Origin of the sequence: Microbacterium sp. 5K110, assembly GCF_005774735.1 — a bacterium.
In the GTDB taxonomy this organism is placed as follows: domain Bacteria; phylum Actinomycetota; class Actinomycetes; order Actinomycetales; family Microbacteriaceae; genus Microbacterium.
Map to the genome: position 1 here is coordinate 1 of NZ_VBUM01000072.1, position 18,729 is coordinate 18,729.

Here is an 18,729-nt window from a genome sequence, read left to right on the forward strand (position 1 = left end):
GCGCGGGAGGGCGCGGAGAGCGCGCGCCGCTCTTCGGCGTGCGTGCTGTGACCGCGGTGCATCCCGAACGGCGCTGCATCCCGAACGGCGCTGCATCCCGAACGGCGGTGCATCCCGAAACGCGGAGTAGCCGAAACCGCGGAACATCTCGAACCGCGGTGGTTCTGCCTCGCGTCTAGAAGGGCGGCGGGTCGGCGTCTATGCGGGTGCCGAGGGGCGAGGTCCACATCAACTCACCGGTGTCGGGATCTCGTGCGGGGGACCACCGCGTCTCGTGGCGAATGCGGTGGTGGTGGCGGCACTCGGGTTCGAGGTTCTCGTCGTCGGTGGGGCCGCCCTCGCTCCAGGCTCGCAGGTGGTCGAGGTCGCATTCTCGGGCGGGGCGCCCGCAGCCGGGGAAGACACACGTTGGCGAGGTGACGCCGAGCCAACGGCGGAGCGCGGCGGGCACGCGATAGGCCGTCCGGTCGAGGGCGAGGGGTGCGCCGGTGACGGGGTGGGTGAGCAGGCGGATCCATGACGTCGCCTCGCCCGCGAGACGCCGAGCGGTGTCGAGGTCGATGGGGCCGAAACCGTCGAGCGTCGCCGGAGTGGTGTCGGCGCCGAGCAGGGTGAGCGCGGGGATCGTGACGATGACGCCGGGGCTGGGGGCGACGCTGGGACCGGAAGTGGCGGTCGTCGTCGCGGGGGAGGCTCCCATGGGTGCGGCTGCGCTCGCGGCGTTGTCCGGTGTCGGCGCGGGCGCGGTGAGGAGGTCGGCGAACGCGTCGGCGCGGAGCTGTGTCAGCGTGCGCTCTTCGTCGGGCGCCGTGCTCAGATGGCGGGCGAGGCGGTCGACGCGCGTCATCGCTTCTGTCGCCCGGTCGGCGGGGAGGAGCGCGGTGAGCGTCGCCATGCCATCGAGCTCGGCCGTCATCCACACGCCCCGGTCATGCCGAGCCCGCCGGTGACGGATCTCGATCGACTCGGCGTGCACCCGTTCGCGCAGGGCGCGGGCCGAGACGCAGAACCGGGCCGGGGGGAGCCGGAGTGCGCGATCGAGGACGCCGGTGTTGAACGCCTCCCACGAGTCGGCATCGTCGGGAAGGGAGGCCGCCAGCTGCGCGGCCTCGACGGCGTGGCGCTCGGACACGTCTCCCTCGGCGAACGCGGCCCAGAGGCGTGGGCAGCGTTCGCGCAGGGTTTCGGCGTGCGCAGCGCGCGAGCGCACCGTCTGCTCGGCCACGCGCAGACGCACGGCGATCTCGGCGACCGCCGCGCGCTCGGCCATGTCGAGTCGGTCGCGGCGAACGGCGGCGGCCGTGCGCCCACGGGGATCGTGCCAGATGCCGTCGAGCGTGGGATCGGGTCCGACCCACGGCTCGGGGTCGGCGACGGCTTCGGCGAGGACGCGATGGATCAGGCCGTACTCGGCAGCCGTCGCGCGGTGCCGCTCGCGGGCACGGTCATCGAGTCGGTCGAGCAGGAGCGCCGCGAGGGAGACCGCATCGTTCGGCGCGTCGGTGCGCGCGGACTCCGTGCCGGGGCCGTCGCTCAGGTCGTGCGCGAACCCCGCGTCGAGGTCGTCGATCAGGCCGAGCTCGACCGCCCACGCGGAATCGGCGGCCGCCTGCAGCTCGGCTTCCGCAGGTTCGGGCGCTCCACCCCACGGGTCGACCGGTGTCGGCCGGTCGCTCGGTGGTATGCGGATTCCCATGCTCGAACACTAACGAGAGGGTCCGACATCGCCCTGGCTCACGGCCTGGCGAGGTCTTTCCCCGCCGCAGGTCTCTCTTTCGCTGAGCGCGTCACACCCCCGCCGACGCAGCGCATCTGCTCAGTTCCGCCCGCTCAGCGCGGCTGCTCGGCCCGTCCCGCGGTCGACCCCGCGGCAAACCCCGCGGCGTACGCCTCGTCCGATCCGAGGGCGAACATGTCGCGTTCGGCCGGGCGCACGATCGAGCGCGCGCCCGGCAAATCGAGGTCGCCGACGAGGTCGCCGCGCCCGCGCACGACGGCGACGGGCCGGCGCGCGGCCTTGCCCTTGACGAGGTCGGTCGCCGCGGCGAGTTCGTCGGCGACGCACGGCAGGGTCACGACGAGCGGTCGGCCCTCGGCATCCGTCGTCCCGCGCAGGTCTTCGAACACGTGCACGCCCGCGGCGCCGATCGCGTGGTCGGTCTGCCCCTCGCGCCACGCGCGACCCAGGGTGTCGGTGATGAGCACCCCGACGCGGGCACCCGTGGACGCCCGCAGCCCCGCCGCGAGAGCCCGCGCCGAGGCGTCCGGGTCTTCGGGCAGCAGCAGGACGGTGCCCTCGGGGGTGTTGCTCGCATCGACGCCCGCGGCGGCCGAGACGATCCCGAGGCGGTTCTCGACGATCCGCGTCACATGCCCGGCGGGGGAGGTCCGGGATGCCACGAGTCGCACGGTTTCGCGCGTGATCGCGTCCTCGCGGTCGTCGGCCCGGAGGAGGCGGCCCTCGGCCTTCGAGACGATCTTGCTCGTGACCACGACGATGTCGCCGTCGCGGAGGGTGTCGCCCGCGGCATCCTGGATCACCGCGACCAGATCGTCGCCCGGAGAGATCTCGCCGATGCCGGCGAGGGCCCAGATCTGCAGCACGTCAGCGGACGAAACGCACCTCGGTGAGCTCCTCACCGAGGAAGGGCTGCACCTGGCTGGCGCCGTCGAGCGTGAAGCCGTTGCGCACGTAGAAGCGGTGGGCGCGGGGGTTGTCGTCGGCGACCCACAGGTAGAGGCCCTCGCCGTCCTCGACGGCGGCGTCGAACAACTGCTGTCCGATGCCGGTGCCGTGGAACTGGTCGAGCAGGTAGATGAAGTACAGCTCGCGCGGACGCGGCGCGTCGTCGTCCCGCGCGGGGCCCGATCCGACGAAGCCGACGATCTCGCCGTCGACGAGCGCGGCGTGCATGCGGTAGTCGTCGCCCTGGGAGGCCCAGTGGGTCCACAGCTCGGCCATGCGCTTGGGGGAAACCGCCTTGAGGGCGGCCGTGCTGATGAGGTGGTCGTACGTCTCGTGCCAGCACGTCGCGTGCACGCGGCCGAGGGCCTCGGCATCCACGTCGCGCACCGGACGGACGACGATGTCGGTTCGGATCTCCGCAGTCATGGCGCGACTCTACGCGGGTGCTCCGCGACGATGAAATCGGACGAAGAGGACCCCGGGATGCGGTAGGGCTCCGGCATCCTGCCAGACTCGCGTGCCACGATCCCGGGCATGACCGCGCGCCCCGCCCTCACCTCGGTCGAAGCGCGTATCGACGCCGTCGCGAACCGTCTGCTGCGCTCGGCGCCGGACACGGGAGCCCGCGCGCGGCTCGTCGAGTTCGCGGTCTTCGCGCTCAAGCAGGCGTGGGCGTGCGTGTTCGGCGCGGCCCTGCTCGCGGTGCTGCTCGCCGCGAAGCTCTGGTACCCCGACGATGCGGCGCTCGCGCGCAACGACGCCCTGACGATCGCGGCGGTTCTCATCCAGGTCGGCATGCTCCTCGGGCGGCTCGAGACGCTGCGGGAGCTGCGCGTGATCGTGCTGTTCCACATCGTCGGCACGCTCATGGAGCTGTTCAAGACCGACGTCGGCTCCTGGATGTACGCGGCCGACGGGGTGCTGCGAGTGGGCGGCGTGCCGCTGTACAGCGGCTTCATGTACGCCGCGGTCGGCAGCTACATGGTGCGGGTCTATCGCCTCTTCGACCTGCGGTTCTCGCGCTATCCCCGACGGTGGCTCACCGCGGTCGTCGCCGCCGCGATCTACGTCAACTTCTTCACCCACCACTGGATCATCGACCTGCGCTGGGTGCTCATCCTCGCGGTGGCGGCGCTGTGGTGGCAGACGACCCTGCACTTCCGCTTCTTCCGGGGGACGTTCCGGATGCCACTCCTGCTGGCCTTCGCCGGAGTGGCGCTGTTCATCTGGCTCGCCGAGAACATCGCCACGCACGCGGGGGCGTGGCTCTATCCGTCGCAAGTGGGGGGATGGCATCCCGTCGACGCGTCGAAGCTCACGTCGTGGTTCCTGCTGATGATCGTCTCGGTCGTCCTGGTCGCCTGGGTGTATCCGCCGCGCGAGCCGGATCCCGCTGATGCGTCGGCGGCTCGCAAAGGAATCGCCGTTCCCTCTCTCAGGCGCGGGCGGCATCCGCTCGCTCGTACGAGGCGATGAGCTCGAGCTCACTCGACTTCCCCGGCAGGAAGAACCACGCCACCGCAGCGCCGAGGGTGATCGCGACTGCACCCACGGCGTAGGCGGCGATCGCTCCGGTCATGAGCGATTGCTGCGCGGCCTGGATGATCTGGTCCTTGTACTGCGGGTACTGATCGGCCACATGCACCGCTGAGGCGTACGACGCTTGCAGCGCTGCGGTGACCTGGTCGCTGATGCTCGAGGCCTCGGACGACTCCGAGATGAGCTTCCCGAACGCGTGCGCGAAACCGGCGGCGAGGATGGCGCCCAGCACGCCCTGCATGACCGATCCGCCGAGGTCGCGCTGCAGGTCCGCGGTGGCAGAGGCCATGCCGATCCGACGCACGGGGGTGGACTCGGTGATGGCGCGGGAGGCCGGGGTCATCGCGAAGCCCGCACCGATCCCGATCACGAGGTAGGCGATCGAGACGTACCAGAACGGCGTGGTCTCGTTCCAGAAGAGCATCGTGACGAACCCGACCAGGACGAATCCGTACCCGAGCATCATCGTGAAGCGAGACCCCCGGGTGAGGACGAGCCGTGCCGACTGCGGGGCGACCAGGAGCAGACCGACGCCGGCGGGGACGATCGAGAGGGATGCCTCCAGGGTCGAGTATCCGAGGATGTTCTGCTGGAACTGCTGCCCGACGAACATCGCGCCCATGAGCGAGCCGAAGACGATGAGTCCGGCGGCCGCGGGAGCCCAGAACATGCGGCGCCGTGCGACCTTCAGGTCGTAGAGGGGGCTCCGCGCGGTCAGCTGGCGCCACGCGAAGAGCGCGATCAGAACGGCAGCGGAGATCAGCAGGATGACGCCGAACGTGCGCGTGGTCGGCACGAACACCGTCGACAGTCCGAGCACGATCGAGCCGATCATGAACACGGAGATCACGCCACCGAGGTGATCGACCTCGTCGTCGTTCTCGGCGACGTGCGACGGGACGAACAGCCAAGCGAGGATGACCGCCGCCATCGCGAACGGCACCGCGAGCAGGAAGGCGACACCCCACCACATCCACAGCAGCAGGATGCCGGCGAGGACCGATCCGATCACGGTCGCGGTCGCGCTGACCGCCGACCACAGCGCGATGGCGACGGTGCGCTGCTTTCCCTGACCCCACAGCGCCGTGATCAGTGAGAGCGTCACCGGGTACGCCATGCCTGCCGCGATACCGGTGAGGATGCGCGCGACGACGAGCATCTCGACGGAGGACGCGAAAGCGGCGACGAAGCTGAGGATCACCGTGAATGCCAGGCCGATCAGCAGCAGCTGCTTGCGTCCGTAGCGGTCGGCGACCGCACCGAGGTACAGCACCGACATGGCGAGGCCGAGAGAGCAGCCGACGGCGACGAGGTTCAGGGCCGTCTGCCCCGTCCCGAAGGCGTCGCCGATGTCGGGCAACGCGATATTGGCCGCCGCGAGGTTGATGTTGCACACCAATGCCCCGAGGATCAGCGCCGCCAGCACGAGCTTCGGGCGGGGCGGCGCGGCAGGGGCGGGCGCGGATACCGCGGCGTCGGCGTCGGTCACGCGACAACAGTAGCGAGCAGCACCCGCCCGGTGCGGGCTGGGGGCGCCGTTGCTTTGTCGGCTCGACACAAGAGAATCGCCACTCTCTAGGGACATCACTACGCTCGCCGGTCGTGAACGTTCTGTGGCGCACCCTGCTCGTCCTCATCCGCGCGCAGCGCCGTCTGCGCCGGGAAGGTCCCGTCGACCCGAACACGATCGGGCGGATGCGACTGCGCGTCCTGCCGACCGACATCGATCTGCTCCGGCACCTCAACAACGGCCGGTACCTGTCGCTGTTCGACCTCGGCCGGTGGGACCTGCTGACCCGCTCGGGCCTGGCCGGCGCGATGAAGGGCCACGGTTGGTACGCCGTGGTCAGCGCCGAGACCATCACGTTCCGCCGCTCGCTCGAGCTGTGGCAGCGGTTCGAGCTGGAGACGCGTCTGCTCGGTCATGACGACCGCGCCGTGTACCTCGAGCACCGCGCGGTCGTGAAGGGCGAGATCTACGCCCGGGCGATCATCCGCGCGCGCATCCTTCGGCGCTCGGGCGGAACCGTCCCCCACGACGAGCTCTTCGCGGCGGTCGGGCGTCCCGAGGGGCTGCCCGACATCGAATCGTGGGTGCACGAGTGGGCCGCGGCCTCGGGTCTGCCGTCGACGAAGCGCCCCGCGCCCAGCGACTGGCGCTGAGCCGCGACGCGGTGCCTTCTGTGCGTGAGTCGCCACGATTTGTCGCCCATGGGCACGGCAAGGCGACGAATTTCGGCGACTCACGCGCCCGGGCGTCAGCTCACACCGAACCGCGCGTCGAGCCACGCGACCTGGCGCGCCCAGTGCCGCGTGCCCCCGCCCTCGTGGCCGTTGTACGGGTACACCTCGATCGCGGCATCCTCGGATGCCAGCGAGTGGAAGGCCGCGAACACCCCCGACGGCAGCACGATGTCGTCCATCAGCGCCACCGAGAAGAACGCGGGCACGCGGATGCGTCGCGCGAGGATCGCCGCGTCGATGTGCGAGAGCGTGTGCAGGGCGGCGGCGGTGTCGTCGCGGTGGATGGAGAGCCAGCGCGTCACCTCGGTGAAGGGCGCCGACGGGGTCCGCAGGATCGCGTTCGGGATGTCGCAGAGGAACGGCACGTCGGGGAGGACCGCCGCGACGGCGTCGCCCGCGAGAGCGGCGGCCGCGATCGCGAGCGCGCCGCCCTGACTGCCCCCGGTAACGGCGATGCGCGCGGCATCCACGCCGGGAAGCTCACGGACGACGTCGACCAGGCGCGCCGCGTCGGTGTACAGGCGTCGGTAGTAGTAGTCCCGGGGATCGTGGATGCCGCGCGTCATGACGCCGGGGTACGCGGCGGCCGAGCCGTGCGGGTCAGGGGTGTCGCCGATGCTCCAGCTCGAGCCCTGGCCGCGGGTGTCCATGATGACGTGCACGTAGCCGGCGGCGGCCCACGCGATCTTGTCGCCGGGGAGGCCGCGGCCGCCGCCGTATCCGATGTACTCGATCACGGCGGGCAGTACCTCGTCGCCGTGCGGCCGCACAACCCACCCGCGGATCTCGTCGCCCGCGAACCCGGTGAACACCAGGTCGTGGACGGACAGCGCGCGCACCGGACCGGTCACGGGGGTGAGGCGGGCGGGACGGGCTGCGGCTTGCGCTTCGGCCAGCGTCTCGGCCCAGAACGCGTCCATGCCGTCAGGCTCGGGCAGCTCGGGGCGGTACTCGCGCAGCAGCTCGAGCGGCATGTCGGTGAGTGTCTGAGCCATCGGGTCTCCTGGGTCGGGGCGAATCGACAGTAGCGAACCGCGGCGCCGCGGCGCGCGCTAGGCGTCCAATCCGTTGGATCGCGATCCCGCGCCCGTGAGTTCGCCGGCCGCGCGGCGGGCCGCCGGGTCACCGAGCGCGCCCTGCCTAGGCTGTGGAGCATGAGCGAGAACGACCCGCACGCGCACGGTTCCCTGCTCTCCGGCGACGAGGTCGACCGTGCCGTCGCCCACGCCGCAGCGTTCGCCGGAACGGCGCCCGTCGCGGCGTCGGCGTTCGCGTCGCCCGAGTCCGCCCGTTTCCTCGCGTTCGCCGCCGACGGCATCCTGCGCCCCGAGGGCGCCACCGCTCCCGCCGCGGCGCTGCATCGGCTGGCCGGCCACGTGCCCGCCGCGCTGCCGTGGACGGTTCGCGGCGCTCTCCACCTGGGCGGCGCGATCGCCCCCCTCCTGCCCGCGCCGGCCGTGCCGCTCGCGCGACGGGCGCTCGCCGACTCCGTCGCGCAGATCGCGCTGGACGCGCGCGGCGACCGCCTCGGCCCCGCCCTCGAGTCGCACCGGACGGCGGGGGCGATCCCCGACGTCCGGTTGACGGCCCCCGCCGTTCTCGGCGAGACCGCCGCGCGGCACCGGCTCGACGGCATCCGCGTGCTCGCCGCCCGCGACGACGTCGAGCGCGTGTCCGTCGCCGTGCGCGAGGTCGTGACGGGACTGTCGGGGTGGGCGTTCGACGCCGACGTCGAGCACGCCGCCGAACGCCTCCTGCCGCTGTTCCTGGACGCGGCCGCGTCGGGCACGCGCGTCACCCTCGTGGTCGAGGGACGCGACGACCTCGACCTCTCCGTCGCCGTCCTCACGCGGGTGCTGGAGGAGCCGCGCTTGCGGACCGCCCTCGCCGGCATCGCGCTCCCCGTCGCCGTCCCCGAGGCGCTCGGGGCGCTGCGGGAACTCGCGGCGTGGGCGCGCGTGCGTGTCGCCGGCGGGGGAGCCGAGCTCGCCGTGCGCCTCGACGGAGACGCTCCGCTCACCGATGACGCCCTTCGTGCCGCTCGCCGCGGATGGTCCGCCCCCGCGGGGATCTCGACCGCCGAGATCGACGCGCTCACTGTCGTCGCCGCCCGCGAAGCGCTCGGCCGCCGGGCGTCCGAGGGGCTCCGCATCGAGTTCGCCACCGCTGATCCCGTGCGCGCCGGCATCGTGCGCGCCCTCGCCGAATCGGCGGAGGGGAGCATCGACCTCGCCGTTCCGCTCGGTGCCGGATGGGGCGTGGACGGGCCGCACATCGTGCTGGCCCCCGTGGTGCACCCCGACGACCTGGACGCGGTCGTCGCGTCGCTCGCCGCACGCCTCGCCCCGACAGCCGACGACGCAGAGGGTCGTACCCGCGCCGCCGCCGCGCTCGCGATGCCCGACGCTCCGGCCCTCGCGCCGCGCGCCCCGCAGCGCGGCGCCACGACCCCGCCCCTCCTTCGCGAACCCGTCGCGGACGACGCCGACGAGCCCGGTCTCACGCACGCCGTGCTCGGCATCGCCCGTGACGCCAGCCCGGGCGACACGCAGGCGCTCGGCCCCGACGTGCAGCAGATGCTCTTCGGCGGTCAGGCCTTCGTCGACACCGCCGTGTTCTCGGTGCGTGAGACGACGGAGCTCTCCGGCGCCGCACCGGGCTTCCGCAACACCGCCGCGACCGACCCCACCGTGCCCGAGGATCGGGCCTGGGCGCATGACGTGCTCGCGGCGGTCGCCGGCTCCACCGCCGGCGACGCCACCGCGGCCACCGGGCGCGTGGACGATGCGGTGGGTCTGGATGCCGTGATCTCGCGGGTGCGTGAAGCCGCGGCGGAGTGGGGCAGCCGCGCCGCGACCGATCGCGCGGCGGTGATCGACGCGGCATCCCGCTCCCTGGACGCGAGTCGGGCGGCCCTCGTCGAAGTCCTCGCCTCCGAGGGGGGAGCCCTGTTCACTGAGGCGGACGCCGAGGTGTCCGCGGCGGTCGATGCCGCGGCGTACTACGCCGCCACCGTCAAGGAACTCGACCGCGTCGCCGGAGCGGTGTTCGTGCCCGATCGGCTCACGGTCGTCGCGCCGCGGTGGAACTCCTCCGTGGGACTGTGCGCGGCCGAGACGCTTGCCGCCCTCGCGGCGGGGTCGGGGGTCGTGCTCACCCCGTCGCCGCGGGCACGGCGGGCCGGTGCGGTCGTGGCCGAGGCGCTGTGGGCCGCGGGAGTTCCTCGCGACGTCCTGGCGTACGTCGACCTGAACGAAGAGGCATCCGGGCGCGCGCTCGTCGTTCATCCCGGCGTCGACCGCGTGCTGCTCGCCGGGGCGCGCGCGACCGCCGAACGCTTCGTCGGATGGCGCGCCGACCTGCCGCTGCAGGCGCTCACCGCCGGTCGGAACGCGGTGATCGTGACCCCCTCGGCCGATCTCGACCGTGCGGTCGCCGACATCGTCGACGGGGCGTTCGCACGTGCCGGGCAGGCCGCGACCGCGTCGTCGCTCGTGATCCTCGTCGGTGCCGCGGGGCGGTCGACGCGGTTCCTCGAGCAGCTGAAGGATGCCGTGGGCTCACTGCGCGTGGGGCCGGCCGACGATCCACTGTCCGACGTCGGGCCGCTCGTCGAGGAGCCCTCGGGTGACGTGCGTCGGGCGCTCACGGTCCTCGCCGACGGCGAGCGGTGGCTCGTCGAGCCCCGCGAACTCGACCTCGGACCCGAGACCGCGGGCCGCTTCTGGACGCCGGGCGTGCGCACCGGGGTCCACGCCGGATCGCACCTCACCCGGGCCTCGGTCGCGGCGCCGGTGCTCGGCATCCTGCACGCCCCCACGCTCGCGCGGGCGATCGAGCTGCAGAACCTCGTCGGCTCGGGCTTCGTCGCGGGCCTGCACACCCGCGACGACGCCGACCTGGAGCTGTGGCTCGACGCCGTCGACGCCGCCGTGCTGCGCGTGAACCGTTCCACGACGGGCGCCGTCGTGCAGCGCGAGCCGCTCGGCGGGTGGGGTGCCGCGGGCGTCGGTCCCGGCGCGATGTCGGGTGGCCCGAACCGTCTCGTCGCCCTCGGATCGTGGCGGCCGTCGTCGGGCGGACCCGCGTCCTCGACGCTGCATCTGCGCGGTCTCGACTCGCGCATCTCGTCGCTGATCGAGGCAGCCCAGCCCACGCTCGACTACGCCGCTTTCGAATGGCTGCGCCGGGGCGCGCTGTCGGACGCGGTCGCGTGGGACCGCGAGTTCGGCCGCGTGAAGGACGCCTCGCGCCTCGGTCTGGAGCGGAACCTCCTGCGGTACCGCCCCGTCGACGCGGCGGTGCGCGCCACCGCCGACGCCCCGTGGCACGCCGTGCTGCGCGTATTGCTCGCGGCGGTGCGCTCCGGGTCGGCCTTCAGCCTGAGCACGCCCGTCGGGCTGCCCGGTCCCGTGCGACACCTCCTCGGCGAGAGCGGCGTGCCCGTCTCGGTCGAGTCCGATGGCGAGTGGCTGCAACGTCTGGCGGGTGGCATCCCGGATGCCGAGCCCGCCGACGACGCGGTCGCCCCTGCCGCCCCTCGTCCCTCGCGCGTGCGGCTCGTCGGCACGGCGGCTTCGGCCGAGAGCCTGCGCGTCGCGCTCGCCGAAGCGCTCGGTGGTGACCCCACCCTGACGGTGTACGCCGGCGAGGTCACGACGGCCGGACGCATCGAGCTGCTGCCGTTCCTGCGCGAGCAGGCGGTCTCGATCGAGGCGTTCCGCTTCGGCCGCCCCGACCCCTGGAGCGCCGAGGTCATCTGACCGCCGCCGGCGCCGGTCGTACTGGCATCCAGATCACGTGATCTCGCCGAGGCCACCCGGTATGGCGCGCAACGGCGCGTGATCTCGGCCATGTCGCGTGATCTGGCGGATGCGGGCACTGGCGCGGGGTTTCGAAAACGTTTAACGGGACGCGCGGGGGCGGATAGCGTCGAAGCAACACGGAGGAGCAAAGATGACCACTGCCCGCCTGACCGTCGACCCCCGCTTCCCCATCGGGGCCGTCCGCCGCCGTTTGTTCGGTGGCTTCGTCGAGCACCTCGGCCGCCACGTCTACGACGGGATCTACGAGCCCGGCCACCCCGAAGCCGACGAGCAGGGGTTCCGCCGCGACGTGCTCGAGCTCGTGCGCGAGCTGGGCGTGTCGATGATCCGCTACCCCGGCGGCAACTTCGTCTCGGGCTTCCGATGGGAGGACAGCGTCGGGCCGCGCGACGAGCGCCCGCGCCGCCTCGATCTCGCCTGGCACTCCACCGAGACCAATGAGGTGGGGCTGCACGAGTTCTCGGACTGGCTCGACAAGGCCGGGAGCGAGCTGATGCTCGCGGTGAACCTCGGCACGCGCGGGACGCTCGAGGCGATCGACCTCCTCGAGTACAGCAACCTCCCCGGCGGGACCGCCCTGTCGCAGCAGCGGATCGACAACGGACGCGCGGCGCCGTTCGACGTGCGCGTGTGGTGCCTCGGCAACGAGATGGACGGGCCGTGGCAGCTCGGCCACCGCTCCGCCGAGGACTACGGCAAGATCGCCGCGCAGACGGCGAAGGGCATGCGCCAGTTCGACCCGTCCATCGAGCTCGTCGTCTGCGGATCCTCGGGCGCCCAGATGCCGACGTTCGGCGAGTGGGAGCGCGTCGTGCTCACGCACACGTACGACGAGGTCGACATGATCTCGTGCCACGCCTACTACCAGGAGCACGACGGCGACATCGACTCGTTCCTGGCGTCGTCGGTCGACACGGATCGGTTCATCGAGGCCGTCGTCGCGACCGCCGACCACGTCGGCGCGGTGCGCGGCAGCGACAAGAGGATCGACATCTCGTTCGACGAATGGAACGTCTGGTACATCGACCGCGTCGCGTCCGAGAAGCCCACGGCCATCGACGACTGGCCCGTCGCTCCGCGCCTTCTCGAGGACGTGTATTCGGCGGTGGATGCGGTCGTCTTCGGGAGCCTCATGATCTCGCTGCTCACGCACGCCGACCGGGTGGCATCCGCTTCTCTCGCGCAGCTCGTGAACGTGATCGCGCCGATCATGACGGAGCCCGGCGGGCCGGCCTGGCGGCAGACGACGTTCTACCCGTTCTCGATCACGTCCCGTCTCGCCCGCGGTGAGGCCCTGCGCGTGCAGATCGAGGCGGGCACGATCGACACGGCGAAGCACGGGACGGTCCCGGCGGTGGATGCCGTCGCGACCCACGACGCCGAGACGGGCGAGGCCGCGGTGTTCCTCGTGCACCGCGGGCGCGACGAGCCCGTCGAGGTGACGATCGACGTCAGCGGTCTGGGCGAGGTCGAGCTCGTCGAGACGCACCTGCTGCACGACGACGACCCGTACGCGACCAACACCCTGGCCGAACCCGAGCGCGTGCAGCCCCGGCGGCTCGAGGGGGCGCGGGTCGAGGATGGCATCCTGCACGTGACCCTGCCGCCGATCGCGTGGGCGGCGCTGGCGGTGCAGCGCACGGCCTGACAGGCGCAGAAACGCCCGCTCCTCAGTGAACGAGGAGCGGGCGTTCGCGTGCGGAAGCGTCAGGCCAACTGCGCCCGGCGCGCGTGCAGCTGGTCGAACGTCGCGAACGACTCGGCGATGGGGCTGCCGGTGAAGTGACCGACCCAGCCGTCGTCGTCGTGGAAGAAGCGCACGCTGACGTAGTGCGGTGCGGTGCCCATGTCGAACCAGTGGGTGGTGTTCGCGGGGACCGAGATGAGGTCGCCCGCCTCGCAGTAGACCGCGTGCACCTTCTCGTTCGCGTGCAGGTAGAACACGCCCGCGCCCTTCGCGAAGTAGCGGTCCTCGTCGTCGTCGTGCTTGTGCTCCGACAGGAACTTCTCGCGGAACGGGGTCTTGAGCTCGTCGTAGTCGGCCTGCGCGGGGTCGAGTGCGACGACGTCGACGAGGGTGTACCCCTCGCGCTGCTTCACCTCGTCGATCTCGGCGGTGTACAGCGCGAGCACCTCGTCCTGGGAGGCGCCGGCGGGCACGTCCTTGACGTCCCAGCGGGAGAAGCGTGCGCCGAGCTCGGCGAGAGCCGCGCGGATCTCGCCCTCGTCGGTGGTCTCCTGCACGGGCGTGCTCGGGTCGGTCTCTTTCCAGACGGTCAGGAGCGTCACGGCTCCTCCTCTCGGACGAATGCGGTCGGGACGGTTCGATTGTCTCGCCCGCGGCGGCCCGGGCGGGCGTTCCGGTCGCCGCGACCCGTAACAAACCGCAACCTCGAACGGGCCTCGGCGGGCGGCCCTGCTTGACTTCTCGACGGCCGCCGCTCCACAGCACCCGCGACGGTCCTCCTGCACCCGACCTCCTCCGAAGGGGACCCCGTGTCCGTTCGCTCCCACCGCTGGGCGACCCTCGTCGCCACCGCCGGTATCGCCGCCCTCGCCCTCACCGGCTGCGCACAGCAGAACACCGCCGCGCCCGCCGCGACGTCCGCCCCGGTGCAGAAGGCCGAGAACCTGCCCGCCCCGTTCGACGCCGAGCCGCTGAAGGTCGCGCTCGTGCAGCAGTCCGGCGCCGGCGACTTCTTCACCGCGTGGACCGCCGGCGCGAAGGCGCAGGCCACGGCGATCAACATCGACCTCACCGTCTACGACGCCCGCAACGACAACGCCAAGCAGGCCTCCGACCTCGAGCAGGCGATCGCCGCCCAGCCCGACGCGATCATCGTCGACCACGGTCAGACCGACACGATCGAGCCCCGCGTGCGCGAGGCGGTGGATGCCGGCATCCCGGTCATCGTCTACGACCTCGCTCTCGAGAACGCCGACGGGGTCATCGTGACGTCGCAGTCGGACGCGTCGATGGCGCAGGGCGTGCTCGATCAGCTCGTGGCCGACAACGGCGACGGCGCCAAGGTCGGACTCGTCAGTGCCGAGGGCTTCGCGCCGCTCGATCGTCGCAAGAAGGTCTGGGACGAGGTCGTCGCCACGAACGGACTCGACCAGCTGTTCTTCACGGGCAAGGTCACCGAGTCCACCGCGACCGACAACATCCCGCTCGTGGACGCCGCGCTCAAGGCCAACCCGGGTGTCCAGGCGATCTTCGCCCCCTACGACGAGATCACCAAGGGTGTCGTCCAGGCCGTCCAGCAGAACAACCTGCAGGACAAGGTCAAGGTCTACGGCATCGACATCTCGAACGCCGACATCGAGGTCATGATCGCCGACGGCAGCCCGTGGGTCGCCACGAGCGCCACCGACCCCTCGGCCGTCGGCGCGGCCGTCGTCCGGACGCTCGCCCTGCAGCTGGCCGGCCAGCTCACCGAGACCTCGGTGCAGTTCCCCGCCGTCACGATCACGCGGGACTTCCTGCTCGACAAGGGCATCACCAACGTCGCCCAGCTGCGCGAGGCCGAGCCGTCGCTGCTGCTGACCGACACGGTGGTCGCCGACTGGCTGCCCGCCGTCTCGGGATGACCTCACCGCTCTCGCACGCCGCTCCGGCGGATGACGCCCCCGTCGTCCGCCTGAGCGGCGTCGGCGTGCGCTTCGGCACCCACCAGGTGCTCCGCGACGTCGCTCTCGCGCTGTACCCGGGCAGCATCACGGCGTTACTGGGCACCAACGGCGCCGGCAAGTCCACCCTGATCGGCGCGATCTCTGGTGCCAACGCCGGGTACACCGGCGACATCGCCGTCGGCGGAGCGACGCTGCGCCTGACCTCGCCCGCCCGCGCTCGCCGCGCGGGTGTCGAGACCGTGCACCAGCGCATCGCCGACGGCATCGTGCCCGGCCTGAGCGTCGCCGACAACCTCGCGCTCACCGACCTCGCGACCGGGGGGCACCGTCTCGTGCGCCGGGCGGAGGCGGAACGTGTCGCCCGGTCGGCGCTCGCGCGCCTGGGCCTGTCGTGGTCCGACGAGGTCCTGCGGGCGGATGCCGCGCGCCTGGGCACCTCCGATGCCCAACTGCTCGTGCTCGCCCGCGCCCTGCGCTCGACCCCGCGCCTCCTGATCCTCGACGAGCCCACGTCGGCGCTCACCGCGGCCGAGGCGGACCGCCTGTTCGACGTGCTGCGGGTACTGCGCGACGAGGGCCTGTCGATCCTGTTCGTCAGCCACCGCTTCGGCGAGATCGAACGGCTCGCCGACCGGATCGTCGTGCTCCGCGACGGCCGGCTCGAACTCGACGCCGGGCGCCCCTTCGACTGGCACGCGGCGCTCGAGGCGATGCTCGGCGTCCCCACCGAACTGCAGCAGCACGTCACCGAGCCGCTCCCGGCGGGCGCGGAGGTGCTTCGCGTCGACGGTGCCGTGCTGCTCCCGGGAAGCGAGCCGCTCGACCTGACCGTGGCCGCGGGCCAGGTCACCGGCATCCTGGGTCTGCTCGGGGCAGGGAAGACCGAGCTCGCCGAGCTCGTCGCGGGCGTCCGCCCGGCGGGCAGCGCCAGCCTGCGGCTCGACGGCGAGCCCTACCGCCCCGCGTCCCCCGCCGCAGCCCAGGCCGCCGGTGCCGTGCTCGTGCCCGAGGACCGGCAGCGGCAGGGCATCCAGCCCGGCTGGTCGATCGCGCACACCGTGGGACTTCCGGTGCTGCGGCAGATCTCGCACTGGGGCGTGATGTCGTCGGCCCGCGAGCGCGCGGCCGCCGCCGACGTCATCGAGGCGTACGGGGTCGTCGCGCCGTCGGCCGAGACACGCGTCGACGACCTGTCGGGCGGCAACCAGCAGAAGGTCGTCGTGGGCCGCTGGCTCCGCACCGACCCGCGTCTGGCCGTGCTCGACGAGCCGTTCCGCGGCGTCGACATCGGGGCGCGCCGGCGCATCGGTGACGCCGCCCGCGAGCGCGCGGCCCGGGGTGCGGCGGTCGTCGTGCTCTCGAGCGACGTCGACGAGATCCTCGATGTCGCCGACCGCATCATCGTCCTCGTGTCGGGTCGCATCGTCCTGGACACCCCCGCCGGCGTGCTCGACCGCGCACGGATCGTCGCCGCGCTGCTCGACGACCCCGGCCACCGGAAGGAAACCGCATGACCTCCGTTTCCGTTGCCGCGCGCCCCCGCGTCGCTTCTCGAATCGTGGATGCCGTCGCGAAATGGGGGTTCGTCGCCGTCACCGTGCTGCTGATCGCGTTCTTCGCCGTGACGCAGCCGGCCTTCGCCACCCCCGAGAACCTGTCCGGGATGCTGAAGTACATCGCCCCGATCGGCATCGCCGGTCTCGGCGTGACGCTCGCCATGACCGTCGGCGGCCTCGATCTCTCGGTCGGCGCCAACGCCGGGTTCGCGGTGTCGATCGCCGCGTGGACGCTCGTGATCGCGAACCAGGTGGGCGGGATCGCCGTCGGCGTCGTGCTGCTTTCCGGCGCCCTCATCGGCGCGATCAACGCCGCGCTCATCGTGTTCGCCCGCATCCCCGACCTGCTGGCGACCCTCGCGACGATGTTCACCGTCGTCGGCCTCAAGCTGATCATCGTCGACGGCAAGTCCATCTCGTCGCAAATGACCCTCGCCGACGGCACCACCGCCCCCGGCCGCTTCACGCCCGACTTCCTGTGGTTCGACCGCGGCTCGATCGGCCCGATCTCGGTGCCGGTGCTGCTGTTCCTCGGCCTCACCGTCGTGTTGTGGTTCGTGCTGGACCGCACGCGGTGGGGGCGCGCGCTCGCGGCCGTCGGCTCGAACCCCGAGGCTGCGCGGCTCGCCGGTGTGCGCGTGCGCGCCTACCGTGCGGCGGCGTACATCGGCTGCGGCATCCTCGCCTCGATCGCCGGTCTCGTGCTGGCCGCCCGCATCGGGCAGGGCGATGTCTCGGCCGGCAACAGCCTGCTCCTGGATGCCGTGGCCGTCGCTCTCGTGGGCGTCTCGGTGCTCGGCATCGGGCGGCCGAACGCGTGGGGCACGGCCCTCGGCGCGGTCCTCGTGGCCGTCATGGTGACCGGGTTCTCGATGATGGGCCTGCCGTACTACATCCAGGACTTCGGGAAGGGCCTCGTGCTGCTCGTGGCCCTGCTGTTCAGCTTCACGTTCCGCCGCCGCAAGACCACCATCGTCGCCGGGAGCACCACCGCATCATGACTCTCCTCACCGATCAGCTGACCGTCGACACGGTCCCCGCGTACCTGGCAGCCCGCCCGCACCTGTCCGGCCCGGTCGACCCGGCATCCATCGTCTCCGTCGTCGAGGTCGGCGACGGCAACCTGAATCTCGTCTTCATCGTGAAGGATGCCGCCGGCAACGGCGTCGTCGTCAAGCAGTCGCTGCCGCACGTGCGCGTCGACCCGTCGTGGCCGCTCACGCGCGAGCGCGCGGCGCGCGAGGCCGTCGTGCTGGGCGTGCACGAGCGCATCGCCCCGCAGCACGTGCCGGCGTTCCACGGCTTCGACGCCGAGAACCTGGCGCTGTCGATCGAAGACCTCAGCGATCACGCCGTGTGGCGCGGAGAGCTCAACGCCGGGCGGCTGCACACGTACGCCGCCGCGCAGCTGGGCCGGTACGTCGGCGCGGTGGGCTTCGCCACGAGCGTGTTCGGCGCACCGGGGCCCGAGCGTCGGCGCGCGATCGCCGAGGCGACCAACCCCGAGCTGAGCGAGATCACCGAGGACCTGGTCTTCACCGAGCCGTACGTCGACCACGAGCACAACGGCTGGCTGCCCGCCAACGACGACGACGTGCGGGAGCTGCGCGCCGACCGCGCGTTCGTGCGCGAGATCGGCCTGGCCAAGCAGCGGTTCCAGGAGAGCACCCAGAGCCTGCTGCACGGCGACCTGCACACCGGTTCGGTGTTCGTGCGCGCCGAGGGGGAGTCGGTGCGGGCGTTCGACTCGGAGTTCGGCACGTACGGGCCGACCGGGTTCGACCTCGGCGCCGTGTGGGCGAACCTCGTGATCGCGGCCGCCCGGGCGCACGTGCTCGGGCGAACCGCGGATGCCGAGACGTTGCTGACCCTGCCGGTCGAGCTCGTCGACGCGTTCGAGGCGGAGTTCCGGCGCCGCTGGCCCGACCGCGTCGACCCGCGCGTGTACGGCGACGAGGTGCTCGAGCACACGCTCGCCCAGATCCGGTCGGATGCCGCGATCTACGGCGCCGCGAAGGCCGTCCGCCGCATCGTCGGCTTCTCGAAGGTCGCCGACATCCAGACGCTGCCCGAGGCCGAGCGCGCCGTCGCGGCACGGCTCGTGCTGCGGGCTGCGCGCACGCTCGGGACGGCGCGCCTCGCCGACGCCGATCCGCGTGCGCTCACCGCGCGGACGGTGCAGCTGCTCGGCTGAAGACGGGGCCCCGGGCTGAGGGCTATCGGGCCGGGGGCGGGTCCGGGGCCG

14 protein-coding genes are annotated in these 18,729 nt (G+C 72.3%); 8 read left to right on the forward strand and 6 right to left on the reverse strand.

Features of this window, described 5'->3' with window-relative positions; genetic code table 11:
• Window positions 1-175 precede the first annotated feature (175 nt).
• From FE256_RS13960 to FE256_RS13970, 3 genes are all read right to left on the reverse strand, one after another.
• A complete protein-coding gene (locus tag FE256_RS13960; RefSeq protein ID WP_138176680.1) occupies window positions 176-1,696 on the reverse strand; it encodes an HNH endonuclease signature motif containing protein in 1,521 nt (506 codons plus the stop codon).
• 134 nt (window positions 1,697-1,830) lie between these two features.
• Window positions 1,831-2,604, reverse strand: coding sequence for a coenzyme F420-0:L-glutamate ligase (cofE, locus tag FE256_RS13965; RefSeq protein WP_138176683.1), 774 nt, complete (start codon window positions 2,602-2,604; stop codon window positions 1,831-1,833).
• Window position 2,605: 1 nt separating this feature from the next.
• Window positions 2,606-3,112: a GNAT family N-acetyltransferase gene (locus FE256_RS13970; protein ID WP_138176686.1), complete on the reverse strand. Its 507-nt coding sequence runs from the start codon at window positions 3,110-3,112 to the stop codon at window positions 2,606-2,608.
• Between the two features lie 108 nt (window positions 3,113-3,220).
• Here FE256_RS13970 and FE256_RS13975 point away from each other — a divergent pair, with 108 nt between their 5' ends.
• Entirely contained in the window at window positions 3,221-4,162 is a 942-nt protein-coding gene (locus FE256_RS13975; protein WP_138176689.1) for a DUF817 domain-containing protein, read from the forward strand.
• Here the strand turns inward: FE256_RS13975 and FE256_RS13980 are convergent.
• Window positions 4,122-5,714: an MFS transporter gene (locus FE256_RS13980; protein WP_252371032.1), complete on the reverse strand. Its 1,593-nt coding sequence runs from the start codon at window positions 5,712-5,714 to the stop codon at window positions 4,122-4,124. The genes FE256_RS13975 and FE256_RS13980 overlap by 41 nt on opposite strands.
• Before the next feature lie 113 nt (window positions 5,715-5,827).
• Here FE256_RS13980 and FE256_RS13985 point away from each other — a divergent pair, with 113 nt between their 5' ends.
• On the forward strand, window positions 5,828-6,388 hold the full coding sequence (locus FE256_RS13985) for an acyl-CoA thioesterase (protein WP_138176694.1): 561 nt from the start codon (window positions 5,828-5,830) through the stop codon (window positions 6,386-6,388).
• Between the two features lie 95 nt (window positions 6,389-6,483).
• Here FE256_RS13985 and FE256_RS13990 read toward each other — a convergent pair whose 3' ends face one another.
• On the reverse strand, window positions 6,484-7,464 hold the full coding sequence (locus FE256_RS13990) for an acetylxylan esterase (protein WP_138176697.1): 981 nt from the start codon (window positions 7,462-7,464) through the stop codon (window positions 6,484-6,486).
• Window positions 7,465-7,623: 159 nt separating this feature from the next.
• Between FE256_RS13990 and FE256_RS13995 the strand changes: the two genes are divergently transcribed.
• Together FE256_RS13995 and arfA are read left to right on the forward strand one after the other, a co-directional pair.
• Window positions 7,624-11,232, forward strand: a complete 3,609-nt coding sequence (locus FE256_RS13995) for a proline dehydrogenase family protein (protein WP_138176700.1) — start codon at window positions 7,624-7,626, stop codon at window positions 11,230-11,232.
• 193 nt (window positions 11,233-11,425) lie between these two features.
• Window positions 11,426-12,943 carry an arabinosylfuranosidase ArfA gene (arfA, locus tag FE256_RS14000; protein ID WP_138176703.1) on the forward strand — a complete coding sequence of 506 codons (1,518 nt, stop codon included), beginning with the start codon at window positions 11,426-11,428 and terminating at the stop codon, window positions 12,941-12,943.
• Window positions 12,944-13,002: 59 nt separating this feature from the next.
• On the opposite strand, the gene FE256_RS14005 is transcribed toward arfA, so the two are convergent.
• Window positions 13,003-13,584 (reverse strand): 1,2-dihydroxy-3-keto-5-methylthiopentene dioxygenase, encoded by a 582-nt coding sequence (locus tag FE256_RS14005; protein WP_138176706.1) that lies wholly within the window; start codon window positions 13,582-13,584, stop codon window positions 13,003-13,005.
• Window positions 13,585-13,791: 207 nt separating this feature from the next.
• On the opposite strand from FE256_RS14005, the gene FE256_RS14010 reads away from it, so the two are divergent.
• Genes FE256_RS14010 through mtnK form a run of 4 tightly spaced genes read left to right on the forward strand, consistent with a single transcriptional unit; the run spans window position 13,792 to window position 18,678 of the window.
• Complete coding sequence (locus FE256_RS14010) at window positions 13,792-14,886, forward strand: substrate-binding domain-containing protein (protein ID WP_138176709.1); 1,095 nt, start codon at window positions 13,792-13,794, stop codon at window positions 14,884-14,886.
• Window positions 14,883-16,442, forward strand: coding sequence for a sugar ABC transporter ATP-binding protein (locus tag FE256_RS14015; RefSeq protein WP_138176713.1), 1,560 nt, complete (start codon window positions 14,883-14,885; stop codon window positions 16,440-16,442). Before FE256_RS14010 ends, FE256_RS14015 begins: the two co-directional genes overlap by 4 nt.
• Complete coding sequence (locus FE256_RS14020; RefSeq protein WP_138176716.1) at window positions 16,439-17,485, forward strand: ABC transporter permease; 1,047 nt, start codon at window positions 16,439-16,441, stop codon at window positions 17,483-17,485. Before FE256_RS14015 ends, FE256_RS14020 begins: the two co-directional genes overlap by 4 nt.
• On the forward strand, window positions 17,482-18,678 hold the full coding sequence (mtnK, locus tag FE256_RS14025) for an S-methyl-5-thioribose kinase (RefSeq protein ID WP_138176719.1): 1,197 nt from the start codon (window positions 17,482-17,484) through the stop codon (window positions 18,676-18,678). The genes FE256_RS14020 and mtnK overlap by 4 nt, the downstream gene beginning before the upstream one ends.
• Window positions 18,679-18,729 lie beyond the last annotated feature (51 nt).

Excerpts from the sequence above, each read along its gene's own strand:
- arfA (WP_138176703.1), top strand. The coding sequence starts at position 11,426 with ATGACCACTGCCCGCCTGACCGTCGACCCCCGCTTCCCCATCGGGGCC.
- FE256_RS14020 (WP_138176716.1), top strand. The coding sequence starts at position 16,439 with ATGACCTCCGTTTCCGTTGCCGCGCGCCCCCGCGTCGCTTCTCGAATC.
- mtnK (WP_138176719.1), top strand. The coding sequence starts at position 17,482 with ATGACTCTCCTCACCGATCAGCTGACCGTCGACACGGTCCCCGCGTAC.
- FE256_RS13975 (WP_138176689.1), top strand. The coding sequence starts at position 3,221 with ATGACCGCGCGCCCCGCCCTCACCTCGGTCGAAGCGCGTATCGACGCC.
- FE256_RS14015 (WP_138176713.1), top strand. The coding sequence starts at position 14,883 with ATGACCTCACCGCTCTCGCACGCCGCTCCGGCGGATGACGCCCCCGTC.
- FE256_RS13995 (WP_138176700.1), top strand. The coding sequence starts at position 7,624 with ATGAGCGAGAACGACCCGCACGCGCACGGTTCCCTGCTCTCCGGCGAC.
- FE256_RS13990 (WP_138176697.1), bottom strand. The coding sequence starts at position 7,464 with ATGGCTCAGACACTCACCGACATGCCGCTCGAGCTGCTGCGCGAGTAC.
- FE256_RS13970 (WP_138176686.1), bottom strand. The coding sequence starts at position 3,112 with ATGACTGCGGAGATCCGAACCGACATCGTCGTCCGTCCGGTGCGCGAC.
- FE256_RS13960 (WP_138176680.1), bottom strand. The coding sequence starts at position 1,696 with ATGGGAATCCGCATACCACCGAGCGACCGGCCGACACCGGTCGACCCG.